We start from the raw sequence: 13914 nt of genomic DNA on the forward strand, positions 1-13914 counted from the left end.
GATGTGGAATTGGCTGGATTCAAATCCTTCAATACTATTGTCAATACCATATCAGTCAATTACAAATCTATCCTCAATTACTTTATCAATAGATCAACTAATGCTTCCGCTGACCGCGAAGCAGCTACGAAGTAAGTCCTTTAATGCTAAAATAAAAGCTTTCAGAGCACAGTTTAGAGGCGTAAAAGATGTAAATTTGCTATTTACAGCTCTATTGATTTTATTAATTACGTTATAGAAAAATTCCCTTTTAGAATTAATACAATACAAGCCGATAATGGTCATGAGTTTCAATCAAAATTCCATTAGCATGTAGAAGATCTAGGAATGCCTCTCCGTTTCATTAAAGTTGCAACACCTCAACTAAATGTTAAATTATAACGATCTCATTTAACAGATAAATATGAATTTTACCAACTATTATCCTACACTGATGATGTTGATCTAAATGCCAAATTAGAAGAATGGGAAAATTTCTACAATTTCAATAGACCACATGGATCATTTAACGGAAAAACACCTTATGAAACATTGAAAAACAACCTAAAATAAGTAAGTTTAAACTCTTCGAAGAACCGAAGCACGACACATTCCAGTTATAAAAAGTACCTGTGCTTAAGCCATATTTACAACATGACTCTACAACACCTATGGAATCGCCACTAGATAAGATTTCTAACTTTTCAGCTAAAGTCCATTTCTTATATTTCATTATCTCAAATGTATTAATTTGAAATCTAAAATTTCACTCCGAACTTATTGAGGACTAAATTACTAGGCCAGTGATAGCGCTTAAAGAATTATTGAGTTTTGAATAATTAATTACTCAACCATGTAGTTGAATGGGGAATATCAACTATATTTGATGCAAGGGGTTCAACGTAGTTGAGCTCCTTTTTGTTTGGGAAATGGTTTCAAATCTTTATAGTCAGAAATAAAAAATTAGGATAAAACAAAGGGGCTATTCAATCTTTTGAACAATCCCTTTGTTTTATGTGAATAAGTATAATTATTTAATGTTTTTATTTATTTTTCACTAATCGAATGCTATACGCAGGAGGATACACCTCTTTATGAGGATCATCTATAGGTGTCGTACCTCTAAGCATTTGACCATTATCAACTCTCAAACCTCGGATAAAATAAGTCTCAACATCAGTAGAAGACTCATCTTTGGTCGACGTCCACCAATATCCACGAATCCCTTTATTGACAAAATTGCTACCATGTTGGCTAAAACCATAAATATATCCTCCGCCTAATGTCGCATTGAAATTGTCCGCTAGTCCATTCGCTTTCAAGAGACGCCCTACATCACCTCTCCAAGATTCAACTTTTTGCACGTCATTCTCAGACATACCCATCGCTCTTTCCAATTTCATCCAATCCTCATCAGATGGAATTCTCCATCCCTCAGGGACTACTTTTTGGCAAGCCTCAAACGTATATAAATTACCATGTTCTGCCATATATTTTTGGTCAGCGGCAGCCAAAAGTTGAAGCTTCTTACCCTCTCCAAAAAGTCTAGTTGTTTCATCTCTAACAAGGTTTATTACTGTGCGACTATAATCCCACTCCCAGCCATATGCCCAATCATTACTATACACATAACTATCCCACGTTTGTCTAGTGTTCGTAAAAAAGGAAGGAATTAAGTCGTTATCGATCATCAATTTAGCCTCTTCGTTTATACTGCTATTTATATTAAAAAAGCCATCATCCCATTGCTTAAGCAATAATGACTGAACTATTTGCCTCAACTCTAAAGATTCTTTAGATTCAAAAGTAATAAATGGTTCCTCAAATGTCATACTTCCCTCAGCACGACCGCCATCTAAACGAGTTTTAAGATTTTCGGCCATCCATACTTGATCACCGACAGTGATACACTTATAAGATATACCATCTATTACCTCTTGACTTATCTCATAAGTCAGGTTTTCTACTCCTTGATTATCTTCTTTACATGCGTAAAAAAAACTGACAAGAAGCAACATTACTATATTAAGTTGTGATTTCATTATTTTACCAATTGATCTAAAGGAATGTTCAATTCATTAACAATAATATCTCTCATGACAGCATACTTTTCCATTACTAAAGGTGATGCTTCCCAATTACGTTCAAAAACAGTCTGATTATAATTTAATAAAGCATCTATATAGTGATTTTGATCTGCCTCTAAGGTAGGACTATACCAAAATCCTATCGTGTTTGAAACGCCAATAAAGCCATAAGCACCAAATACTTGCCTAAAGGCAACATACCTCGGGTCAGTCCAATGACTTGGATTCGTTGGATTGAATTGATTCCAAATAGTCGATGTAAAATTTGTTGTTGGTACGTCTACAAGATCTAAAGTCGCCCAATATTGAGTATAATGGGTAGATTGTGAAATAGTTTGAAAAGATAATAATTTTGCTTTCAAAGATTCCCTAGTAACTGCAGCTTTAATCTGGGGTTTCGCTAAATTTACAACTAAGTTAGGCCAATAATCTTCAGAATATGACTTATGCAGATTAGACATAACCAACGTTCTATAGGAGTTTAGACTTTTGACAGTATTGTTTCCCTCCCTATAAGAAATAATATCAGTAGCAGTACCATTAAAACTAAAGTCATCTACAAGTAACATAGACAATGGTCTCAATGCTGGAATAGAACTCTGCAAATATTTCTCAACATTAGCTAAGGCATGTAAGCGATCCTCTTGACTAGAAAAATATTTGAAATCATACTTGAAATCAGAAACCGAATTAAACTTCCAATTCAGATCTAAAAACTCGTATTTGAATACAGAATCACCATAAACGTTTTTATTCACATATACCATATTCACGGTATCCGAAAAAAAGACAGAAACACCATATTCTTTATATAATTCAAAACGTTTCTGATTAACAGGATTATTTGGATCTGCCTTTATCACAAAAGGAGATTCAAAATTTATATTGGGTTCAATTGTTTCTTCCTTGCAACTGAAGAGAAACAATATAAAGAAGAAATATAATATTTTTTTCATAATGCTATAATTAAATTATTAATTTGCTAAGCTTTCATATTCCCGCGTATTTCTTGGGTTGTTTTCTAATCCGGACTCAAATTCTATTACGGATTTTGGCAACGGAAATGTATAGGCAGGATCACCAGCTGGCAAACGATAAATCTCGGTTTGAATTAAAGCATTTGTATTGATATTATATACTGAATAATAACGAATAATATCTTTTTGGAATGGTTGAATCTGATTGACAGAATAGCGTCTTAAGTCAAACCAACGATGTCCTTCGAAACACAATTCTTTTCTACGTTCATCTCTGATTTCATTTATTATAGCATCAGCATCAAATGAAATCGCTGCATACTCATTAATTCTATATTGACGTAAGGTATTCAACGCTTGAGAAGCTTCGCTAACATTACCCAACATTGCGGCAGCTTCAGCCAAATTCAAATACCCTTCAGCATTACGTAACATAAAAATATCAGAAACATAGGACCTACGTGAAGATCTATCGTACTTCATATTTAAAGCAACACTATCTGTTGTAGTATTTACAGTAAAATAAATTCCTTTTCGAGAATCCGAATCATCATAAAGATTATATAAATCACGACTTACACATATATCATCAGATGACGCTCTTAATATAGTACGTACATTTAGACTTCCATGTGAAAATATAACCTCTCTATTATTTTCATCTAAAAATGGTCTTGTATTATTATGGGCATTAAGATTCGATAAGATTCCGTTTTTAACTAGGAAAGTTGAAGCCATACTATAAGCATTTTCCCAATCTTGCATGTATAAATAAACACGACTCAACAACAACTGAGAAGCAGGACCAGAGGCACGGTACAATCTTTTGGTCTGAGGACTTTCCTCGAAACATACAATTGATCTTTTTAGATCCTCTACTATTTGAGTATACATTAGTTTTGCTGTAGCTCTTGAGAATTGAACAGTAGAACCAGCACTGTGCTCGACAAACTCAGTCAATTTCAAAGGAACCGTCAATTTAGTATCCGCAGTGCTAGGATCATAAGCATCACCATAAAGGTTACTTAACAGCAAATAATATTGTGCTCTCAAGAATAAGGCCTCTCCCTCTATCCTCACAACTGCCAATTTCTCTGAATCTGTATTTCTTGGAACAATTTCCAATTCCTTCAATACCATATTAACAATATTAATTCTATTGTATATGTACTGCCACACTAAGTCATCGGTGTAAGCAATACTTTTGTCATAGGCTCTACTGACGTCCAACTGCCAAGTCATATAACCAAAAAGATAGGGATCTATAAATGGATTGTTAAACTGTAAAGACTGCTTCGATTTACCAATTACTGTATTGACATCATCATCCAAAAAATTCAAGAATGGTGCTGTATTACGTGCAGATACAAAAGCAGTAATTAATTCACTGGGTAGATAAGCAGACCCTAACATTAATTCATCCAAATCAGTAGTGGTCTTGACAATAACCAAATCTTGAGAATAGTCAGTCAAAAACTTGCTACAGCCTATATTAAGGAATATTACTATTAATATAATTAGTTTTTTCATATTCATTATCATTAGAAAGAAACATTAAATTGAAGTGTATACGCCGGACGAATAGACAATGAAGCGTTAGCAAATCCTGCTTGTGAAGGATCTTGCCCTTTTAATTCTTTAGCACTTATTGTAAATAGATTCTGGGTATTGAAACTTATTGAAGCGGCAGAGAAAGGTGTTCTTTTCAATTGCGCAGGCTTCAACGTATAACGCATAGACATGGATGTCATTTTCAAGAAATCGCCACTAACAACCCGCTGATTACCATTATCATACATATCCCAAATACTAGAAGCAAAAACTGGCACTTTAGAATTTAGTGATGTTGAATAATGATTACTATATTGCGAAAACAACGGATTAGAAGGAGAAATAATAGCAGGGATATAAGTCACCAACTCATCTCCTGGCAATTGCCATCTATCCACAAACTCTTTACGAACATTTGTTTCTGCCTTAATGCCACCGGATACTGGTGCATACATAGCGAACAAACGAACCATAGAACCTAAACTATAGGTCATATTCATCGATAAAGAGAATGACTTATAACTAAAACTATTAGAGAAACTACCGTTAAATCTTGGCTCGCGCACTCCGCTATTAACCATAGTCATTTTCACCGTTTCTTCTAGAGATTTACCCTCCAACATATGTTTACGGTCTACAAAATCTTCGAACATAGGTAGACCATTCGATGGATTTAAGCCCAAAAACTGATACGAATAAAATGTACCAACAGACTCACCATCTACCAAAGCAGTACCATTCAAATAATTTGAATACTCAAAATTTTCTAAAGATCCTACACGAACACTATTCTTATTGGCTGAATACATGGTAAAGAAGTTCCAGGTAAAGTCATCTGTTACAATAGGCTTAGCACCGATAGTCAAACTATATCCATAGTTACGTATACCACCATTATTCATAACATATTCTAAAATACCATTCACGCTAGATACTTTTACACTCGTAAATGCATCTTTAGTTTGTTTATTATAGTATGTAGCACTCAAATTCAATCTGTTACTTAATAAACTCACATCCATTGACGAATTGAAGGAAGATGTTTGTTCCCAACGTAAATTTGGATTAGGGAAACGCGCTACCGTAGAAATATTTTCATTGTAATGCGGATCAAAAGGATCAAATTTCATAATCAAATTAGGACTTTGATCTGGCAACATATTTCCTTGCTTACCGAATGAAGAGCGAATTCTTAAATCTGAAATCAAATCTGAATCATTAAAAAATGTAAATTTCGGATTCCACATGCCCGAAACAGCCCATACTGGTAAAAATTTCTCATTACTACGACTTCCAAAATTGTTAGAATAATCAGTACGACCATTCATGGAAACAGTAAAATGATTTGAATACGAGTAGCTACCTGTTAAATATCCTGAAACGACATTAGACAAATTAGCGCCTATAGCACGATGATTCTGGTTCAACCATTCCAAATAAAGTGGGAAATCGTCAATATCGGACACACCATTAATAAATTGATTCCCTCTTTCTTTTATGTAGCCCCTAGCTTCATCTGCATAGGAATTGCTAGATGTACTATGCACTTCAAAACCTGCTGTACTTGTTATCAAATGTTGTTTTTCGGAACCAAATGATTTACGGAAATCACTTTGCAAACGGAAACCAAAATTATCACTTACAGTATTGGTATTTTTTATAGAACCACCATAAGGGAGTGATGATCTACCTAATTCACCCTTTGGAGGTAAAACGCCGTACTCAGAATTACGTAAACCTGCCACATAATTGGTTCTATCACCCCACCACAATTGTTGCGTAGTGTTATTTCTAGTATAAGTTCCTCCCATACTTAGATCAAACTCAGGAGAAAAAGTATACCTCAAATCCAAATTAGCATTCATACCTGATCCGTTATAGGTATCGCTAGAATTTTCCAACTCGTTCAAAATATTATAGCTAAATCTATCTTGTGTACGGCCCGTACTAACAGGTGTATTGTTATAATAGTATAAAGAACCATCTTCATTATAGACAGGAAGCGCTCGTGTGGTATTATAAGCATAATCAATTGGATTGTTTTCACGTATATGATTATTACGCTTTTGTACATTACCATTCAGACGTAGGTTCATTTTTAATTTTGACGTGATATTACCATCAAAATTCATACGCATACTATAACGATCGCTAAATGAATTTTTGATAACACCATTGTCTTTATCATAACCTAGAGACCCATAATAACGTACTTCTTTAGTACCGCCAGACACATCTACCGTATGGAAGGATGAGTAAGCATCTTGCGTCAAGATATCGAACCAATCGGTATTGACCGTTTCGAAATGTTTAACTTGTTGCAAGAATGTATCATAGTCTATATCACCTGTATAATAACGATTGATAGCTCCTTCGTAGCCTACATTCGCCATATTTGTAGGAAAACGATAATGTAAATTGGATAAATTACGACCAAATTCAACTCTTTCTTGAGAGTTCATCAAATTGATCGCGCGATCTGTGTAACGTGGTCTTCGCGTTACTTTCGAAGAATGATTGTAACTTACTCTTGTTTTACCAACAGTACCTTTTTTTGTCGTAACGACAATTACACCATTCGCTGCTCTGGTACCATAAAGTGCTGTAGCAGCTGCGTCTTTTAGTACATCTATCCGATCAATATCTTGCGGATTGATCCCGGCGATGGCATTACCAATAATATTGATATAATCTGGGTTGTTCAAATCTTCTGATGAAACGTTTACTGGATCTGTCATTGGCCAGCCATCCAATACCCACAAAGGCTCTCTATTTCCCAATAAAGTAGAGGTACCACGTACACGTAAACGTGCTGTTGCCCCTACTTCACCCGAATTATTCATGACCATTAATTCAGGAACACGCCCTTCCAACATTTGATTCAGGCTACTGACACCAGGCATCATAATGTCGTCCATTTTTAGAGAAGTAATCGCTGCTGTTTGCTCACGTTTATTGATTGTTTGGTATCCCGTAACCACGACATCTTCAAAAGCAACAGCTTTCTCATCCATAAAAACCTCGATGTTAGCTGATTTATCTGCTGAAATATCTACTTCTTTTTTGACACGTAAATAACCTATGTAAGAAAATGTTAACTGATATAAACCACTTGAACCTACTTTTATACTAAAATTTCCTTTATTATCTGTTGATGCAGCATAAATAGAACCTGCTTTTTCAACAGTTACACTTACCCCGCTTATTGGTTTATGGGTATTGTTATCTTTGACAGTACCTATTATTAATTGATTTTGAACATTTTGAATCTTTTCTTTAGGCTTTAATACAATAGTATTATTGCGTACCGTAAAGCTATGTTGTTTGTCTAGATTTAACTGATGAAAAACTTCATCAAAAGTTGCATTTTTAAAATTAACGTCATATACGGTTTCACGGTCTAAAAGATCTGGTTGCCAAATAATGTGCAAATCAGTTTGAGCCTGTATATTCTTTAAAATAGTTTCAAGATTGATATTCTTTTTTACTATAGTAATTTTATTCCCATTTTGATTTGCAAATACTTGATAATTAAAGCATAAAAGGAATATGAAGAAATACCTCATAAATTAGTGAATTATTATTATTTTGATTAGTTGATTACATTATTATTGTGCGAAGTTTGCACTATTTTGTATGGTTTAAGTAAATGTTAATTCATAAAAACGATCCTCCCTCCTTCGCGTTTGTAACGTAACGAGCCTGTTTCTGACAAGACATTTAATACGTCCTCTATGTCATTAAACTTAACCATTGTTCCACTATAGACTTGATTCAATACTTTTGTGTTCTTAGTTACATCAAATTCTACATTATACCATCTTGTCAATATCCTGCATATATCTTCCAGCTTCTCATTTTGAAAAACAAAATAACCACTTTTCCAGCCTATAACATTTCTAAGTGATACTTTCTGTTTTTTGAATGAAGATTCCGATAACACGGTTTGTTCACCAGGATTCAGTTTTATGCTTTGTTGGGTGCGTGTGTTTGTAATAGACACTTTACCTTCTAACAAAGTACTATGAACTTCTGACATGTCTGAATAAGCAGATATATTAAATTTAGTACCAAGTACTTCTAGCTCTTGCCCCAAACTTTCGACAATAAAAGGTTTGCTAGGATTAGAGTTTACCTCAAAATAGCCTTCACCAATGAGTTGAACTTTTCTATTATTTTCAATAAACTGTGTAGGATAGCGAAGCATAGATTTGGCATTAAGCCAAACTTTTGTACCATCCGACAATGTCAACTGAAATGTCTTTCCACTAGGTGTATACAATGAATTGTAAACAGGAGTGACATTTTTAGAAGACAAGTTCTCATGATTGTATTCAAGTTTATTATCTGCTTTTTCCACATTCAATTTGGTCAAATTCTGCAATTCACCTTCAGAAGTATTGGAAATATCCACTTGTGTACCATCTTCCAAGGTCAAAATCACCGCATCATGGTCAACATTTGCCGCATGATCATATTGCTTCTGCATAAGATCTACAGCAGTTTGATTCTTAAAATAATAAAAAACGGACCCTGTAACGATCAGCACAATAGCCGCCGCCATCCAACTGTACAATAGTCGTGGAGATCTCATCTTACCAAGCTGAGGTTTCAACAAATCATCATCTTCATCTTGCAATAGAATAGTTAATTTATCATAAATAGATTTGGAAACCCCTGATTTAGCTTCATTTAACTCAACAGCATCCATAGGCTCCTGAAGTTGATTCTGATACCATTTGTGATACAGTAGCAACTCTTCATCAGTAGCAGTTCCATTAGCAATTTTTGCTAATAAAGATTCAAATAATTGATTTTTCATAAGGTTATCATTAGTATAGTAACTTAAACACAGGAGACCCCTGTATGGAAAAGAAAAAAAAATTAAAAAAACAGCAACAATACATTTAAATAATCACGCATCCCAACGCGAAATCTCTTTAACGCTAGTGTAATATGCATTTCTACGGTTTTTTCTGATATACCCAACTTTGCAGCTATCTCTTTGTTTGAGAGATATTTATATCGACTCAACACAAAAACTTCCCTACACCTATCTGGCAACAAATCTGTAAGGTGTTGCATCAAATCTTTTAATTCCTTCACTTCATGGAATTCATGAACTGCAGCGGTTGCCCCATGAATCTTTTGAAAATCCAAGATATATCGCTCCTGAATCTTATTTTTCCGAATATAATTTGCTACCTGAAATTTTACAGCAGCAAGAAAATAGGGTTTCAAAGATTTTATTTCAAGATATTCCCTATTTGTCCAGAACCACAAAAATATTTCTTGAACAATATCCATACAGATATCTCGCTCTCTTAAAACACGATAGGCATGCTCAAATAATAATTCACAATATTTATTGTAAATCAATTCAAATGCATAACGATCATTTAATTTGATACGTTGTAACAAATTCAAATCACTATCCATTTGATTGTCAATAAATTTATTCTCAAAAGTCATTTGTTAATTCAAGAAAAGTATATTGTTTTAAAAAGCACATAGAAAACCAAATAATTATACAATGTTACAAGATAAACTTTGAAAATAAGTCGATTTTGTGTCGAATATAAAATTTTATTCCGAAATACGGTAACACTAATGTTACTCATGAAAATAAAATTATGAAGAATTCCAATAATAATTTGTCCATATATTTGGTGCCATTAAATCAAATTACCTTAATATTTATCTCTATGCTAAAATTTAATAGTGTTTTAACTTTAATCAGCATTGTCTTCCTAACCTGCGTAGCGCCTAGTGCAGCAAGAGGTTCTGAACAAGACAGTTTAATTGTTAATTACTTCAGAGAAAGAATTACAGACTATAAAAAATCAGGAAATTACGAATTTTCGAAAGGAAAAAAAATATCCCACAAAGAACTAAATATTTCTTCTGAAAAGGTATGGAAATTATGGAAAATAGCAAATCTAACGGCTGAAAAACTACCTACCTTTTTCCCTGAAAATCCTAAAGTATTAGCAGATATACCTATTCATTCTTGGCAATTAAAAGATGAAGAACCTATGCCTTTCTACTACATTAAAAAGAAAGAAAAACCAGATAATGGATATCCATTATTTTTAAATCTTCATGGCTCAGGACCAAAAGGCCCTGAATTCTTAAGTGCCTTAGGATTAAGTTATCAATACAAAGATGGTGCTACATCTTATGTAATTCCGCAAATACCTAGCGAAAAAAGGTACCGTTGGTGGCACAAACCTCATCAATACGCATGGGAAAACTTGATCAGAATGATGATGATAGATGACACCTTCAATCCAAACAAATTCTATATGCTAGGGATTTCTGAGGGCGGATATGGAAGTCAAAGATTGGCAGCATTTTATGCTGATTACCTAGCAGGAGCAGGTCCAATGGCAGGTGGTGAACCTCTACATAATGCGCCTCCAATCAACTTTAGATATATTGCATTTTCACTTGAGACAGGAGAATTTGACCACATGTTTGGTCGTAACAAATTGACACAACAAGCTAAAGCGCAATTCGACAGTCTTAGCAACGTTTATCCAGGCAATTTTATCAACAAAATAAACATTCAAAAAGGAAAAGGCCATGGTGTGGATTACTCTGTCACAACACCTTGGTTGGTTCAGTACAGCAGAACAGCACGTCCTACATCATACGAATGGATATTATTTGCTATGGATGGCAGATACCGCAGTAGCTTCTACAATATAGCAATCACGGAACCTTTAGAAATCACTGAATCTGATGAATTCAACCGCGCTTCTTTCAAATTCGATATTGACAAAAAAACAAATACAATTCATCTAAATGCAAGTTTGAAAAACTTAGATTTAAGCAAAGAACAAGCAATAAAATCAGGTAAAGTCAACATCTACCTAAGTGATGACATGATTGACTTATCGAAAAAAATAAAAGTAATCTACCAAGGTAAAACAGTCTACAATAAGAAAGTAACATTGACTGAAAATGCATTGATAGAAAGTGCTGCTATCTTCAATGATCCAGAGCGGATTTTCCCAGCAAAAATTGAAGTAAAACTCAATAATTAACATTTCTAATAAAGAAATAAAACAGTGTGCTTACAACAATAAAAAAAGATAAAATAAACAATTAATACAAAAAATTAACATGCTAAAATTAATAAAAAAATCGATACTAATTGCTAGTTTATTACCTACAATAGCTTTCGCTCAGGAAGAAACTGCTACAATGAAATTCAAATTTGAAGATAAAAATCCTAGCGGAAAAGTATTTATTAGATACAATCTATATGGACCATATATCACAGATTCTATCCAAGTAGCTAAAATTCCTGTTGAATTTAAAATCGCTGCGAAAAATCCGACGCAAGTGACTATATCCTATAGCAAGGATGGCAAAGCAGACAAAAACACGGTATTGGCTGATGTAAGAACTATCTATGTAGAAAATGGAACTGCAACTATTTCGATTAAAGATTCTATTAAAACAGCTTCTATTACAGGCATGCCTATAGCTGATAAATATGAACATTATCTTAGACATATCAAGCCATCGGAGGATCAGTTTGCTATTATTAAAAATGAGTATGATGCTTTGACTAATGATCAGCGGAAAGATTTGACTTATACAAAACCTATCTTTGCAAAACAAGACGAGTTAGCACAAGTTCGAAAAAAACTAATTAGCGAATATATTGTGGAGAATCCAAATTCTTTATTCAGTACACATGGACTTAGAGGAATTTATCATCTATTAACACCACAAGAGTTTGATAGATTATTCAATACACTATCAATCGAAAACCAAAACTCTTCGGTAGGTGTGATGTTACAAGATTTTTTAAAAGCGTCAAAAATCGCCGGTATAGGACAAATGGCACCCGATTTTACGCAGAATGATGTAAATGGAAAACCAGTTAAATTATCTGATTTTAGAGGTCAATATGTATTATTAGATTTTTGGGCATCTTGGTGCGCTCCTTGTCGCGCCGAAAACCCTAATGTAGTGAAAGCGTACAATCAATACAAACCCAAAGGTTTTACAGTTTTAGGTGTTTCTTTAGATTCTCCTAATGGAAAAAATGCTTGGTTAAAAGCAATCGAAGATGATAAATTAACATGGACAAATGTAAGTGACCTTAAAGGCTGGAAAAATGAAGCTTCCAACCTATATATGGTTCGTGCAGTTCCTCAAAACTACTTGATCGATCCTACAGGTAAAATCATCGCTATTAACTTGAAAGGCTATAAACTAGGTGATAAATTGGAAGAGATATTTGGAAATAAAGCTAAATAATAGCTAGTAATACGAATATTTAATTTTTTAAATCTAAAAAAGTCTCTGCCAATTAATAATTGGTAGGGACTTTTTTAGATTTATATTCATAGTATATAACTATTTAATTAATTGTTAATCTATAATTGATTACCATTTATGCGTTATGTGTTGTTGTTAAATTGTTTATTTATTGAGCCCCTCCCATTTTCAAGACTATTCTAAAATAGAGAAATCTGGTGTTTTTGTTTTTCAATAAACATCTCAGGTGTTAAATCCCCTAAACAACTATGGGGTCTGAAGGTATTATATTCTACTCTCCAATCGTGTATTTTTTGTTTAGCATCTTCTAAAGATAAAAACCAATTCGTGTTCAAGCATTCATCGCGAATGCTACCATTAAATGATTCAATATACGCATTATCTGTTGGTTTACCAGGTCTAGAGAAAATAAGGTCCACCTTTTGTTCGTAAGCCCATCTGTCTATTTCCTTTGATATGAATTCAGGTCCATTATCAACTTGAATTTTCTTAGGCTTTGCATCTTTAAACAGCCGTAATTCTTCCAATACTCCAACAACTTGGTGACCTTTCATACCTTGTCCAACATGAATTGCCATACATTTACGACTATAATTATCAACTATAGTTAAACAGCGTATTTTCTTACCATCAAACAATGTCCCCATCAAAGACAGTAAGCGTATCATTATCGCTCTTGGCTTCCATAAATCTATCACGATACAAGATTTTCCATTGCGGGGTAACACCGTTTATTTACATATGAAAAGGCGTAGGTGGCTAGATAAGAATAGCCAAGAAATCATTCAGCGGGATTGGGATTTAGTAGCACAGGGAACACATATGACCAGCGAGTTCGCTGCTTTTTTAAAAGAGATTAGTCGATACTAAATCTACTGATTGCCATACTATTGGGAGCTTCTATCATGTAAATGGCAGGAAGCTTCAACGTCAATATCGAGATGTTTTGAGTGATTTCAAAGATTGGAAACAACAAACGATAAATAAAGAACTCATTTTTCCACAGAATATAGGACCTTATC

General features: G+C 33.9%; 9 protein-coding genes and 2 pseudogenes. 4 read left to right on the forward strand and 7 right to left on the reverse strand.

The window, feature by feature from the left end; translation table 11 throughout:
* Positions 1 to 210: 210 nt before the first annotated feature.
* Positions 211 to 552: pseudogene (locus tag IP023_RS14990) on the forward strand (integrase core domain-containing protein); the annotation flags it as partial.
* 470 nt (positions 553 to 1022) lie between these two features.
* Here IP023_RS14990 and IP023_RS14995 read toward each other — a convergent pair.
* From IP023_RS14995 to IP023_RS15020, 6 genes are all read right to left on the reverse strand, one after another.
* Positions 1023 to 2021, reverse strand: coding sequence for a fibrobacter succinogenes major paralogous domain-containing protein (locus tag IP023_RS14995; RefSeq protein ID WP_241791227.1), 999 nt, complete (start codon positions 2019 to 2021; stop codon positions 1023 to 1025).
* Positions 2021 to 3022, reverse strand: a complete 1002-nt coding sequence (locus IP023_RS15000; protein ID WP_241791228.1) for a hypothetical protein — start codon at positions 3020 to 3022, stop codon at positions 2021 to 2023. The genes IP023_RS14995 and IP023_RS15000 overlap by 1 nt, the downstream gene beginning before the upstream one ends.
* 18 nt (positions 3023 to 3040) lie before the next feature.
* Positions 3041 to 4573, reverse strand: a complete 1533-nt coding sequence (locus IP023_RS15005; protein WP_241791229.1) for a RagB/SusD family nutrient uptake outer membrane protein — start codon at positions 4571 to 4573, stop codon at positions 3041 to 3043.
* An 11-nt stretch (positions 4574 to 4584) separates the two neighbouring features.
* Positions 4585 to 8160, reverse strand: coding sequence for a SusC/RagA family TonB-linked outer membrane protein (locus IP023_RS15010; RefSeq protein ID WP_241791230.1), 3576 nt, complete (start codon positions 8158 to 8160; stop codon positions 4585 to 4587).
* Positions 8161 to 8246: 86 nt separating this feature from the next.
* Positions 8247 to 9416: a FecR family protein gene (locus tag IP023_RS15015; RefSeq protein WP_241791231.1), complete on the reverse strand. Its 1170-nt coding sequence runs from the start codon at positions 9414 to 9416 to the stop codon at positions 8247 to 8249.
* Positions 9417 to 9478: 62 nt separating this feature from the next.
* On the reverse strand, positions 9479 to 10066 hold the full coding sequence (locus IP023_RS15020) for an RNA polymerase sigma factor (RefSeq protein WP_241791232.1): 588 nt from the start codon (positions 10064 to 10066) through the stop codon (positions 9479 to 9481).
* 161 nt (positions 10067 to 10227) lie between these two features.
* On the opposite strand from IP023_RS15020, the gene IP023_RS15025 reads away from it, so the two are divergent.
* Entirely contained in the window at positions 10228 to 11643 is a 1416-nt protein-coding gene (locus IP023_RS15025; protein ID WP_241791233.1) for a hypothetical protein, read from the forward strand.
* Between the two features lie 79 nt (positions 11644 to 11722).
* Positions 11723 to 12871 carry a TlpA disulfide reductase family protein gene (locus tag IP023_RS15030; protein WP_241791234.1) on the forward strand — a complete coding sequence of 383 codons (1149 nt, stop codon included), beginning with the start codon at positions 11723 to 11725 and terminating at the stop codon, positions 12869 to 12871.
* Between the two features lie 200 nt (positions 12872 to 13071).
* Here IP023_RS15030 and IP023_RS15035 read toward each other — a convergent pair.
* Positions 13072 to 13530: pseudogene (locus IP023_RS15035) on the reverse strand (integrase core domain-containing protein); the annotation flags it as partial.
* Between the two features lie 55 nt (positions 13531 to 13585).
* Here IP023_RS15035 and IP023_RS15850 point away from each other — a divergent pair.
* Positions 13586 to 13762: an ISAon1 family transposase N-terminal region protein gene (locus IP023_RS15850; RefSeq protein WP_449618994.1), complete on the forward strand. Its 177-nt coding sequence runs from the start codon at positions 13586 to 13588 to the stop codon at positions 13760 to 13762.
* The last annotated feature ends 152 nt before the right edge of the window (positions 13763 to 13914 follow it).

Source organism: Sphingobacterium rhinopitheci (assembly GCF_022627575.1).
GTDB lineage: Bacteria > Bacteroidota > Bacteroidia > Sphingobacteriales > Sphingobacteriaceae > Sphingobacterium > Sphingobacterium rhinopitheci.

What these genes read in the sequence shown, in the direction of transcription:
- IP023_RS15015 (WP_241791231.1), bottom strand. Translation starts at nt 9,416, where the DNA reads ATGAAAAATCAATTATTTGAATCTTTATTAGCAAAAATTGCTAATGGA.
- IP023_RS15000 (WP_241791228.1), bottom strand. Translation starts at nt 3,022, where the DNA reads ATGAAAAAAATATTATATTTCTTCTTTATATTGTTTCTCTTCAGTTGC.
- IP023_RS15025 (WP_241791233.1), top strand. Translation starts at nt 10,228, where the DNA reads ATGAAGAATTCCAATAATAATTTGTCCATATATTTGGTGCCATTAAAT.
- IP023_RS15030 (WP_241791234.1), top strand. Translation starts at nt 11,723, where the DNA reads ATGCTAAAATTAATAAAAAAATCGATACTAATTGCTAGTTTATTACCT.
- IP023_RS15020 (WP_241791232.1), bottom strand. Translation starts at nt 10,066, where the DNA reads ATGACTTTTGAGAATAAATTTATTGACAATCAAATGGATAGTGATTTG.
- IP023_RS15005 (WP_241791229.1), bottom strand. Translation starts at nt 4,573, where the DNA reads ATGAAAAAACTAATTATATTAATAGTAATATTCCTTAATATAGGCTGT.
- IP023_RS14995 (WP_241791227.1), bottom strand. Translation starts at nt 2,021, where the DNA reads ATGAAATCACAACTTAATATAGTAATGTTGCTTCTTGTCAGTTTTTTT.
- IP023_RS15010 (WP_241791230.1), bottom strand. Translation starts at nt 8,160, where the DNA reads ATGAGGTATTTCTTCATATTCCTTTTATGCTTTAATTATCAAGTATTT.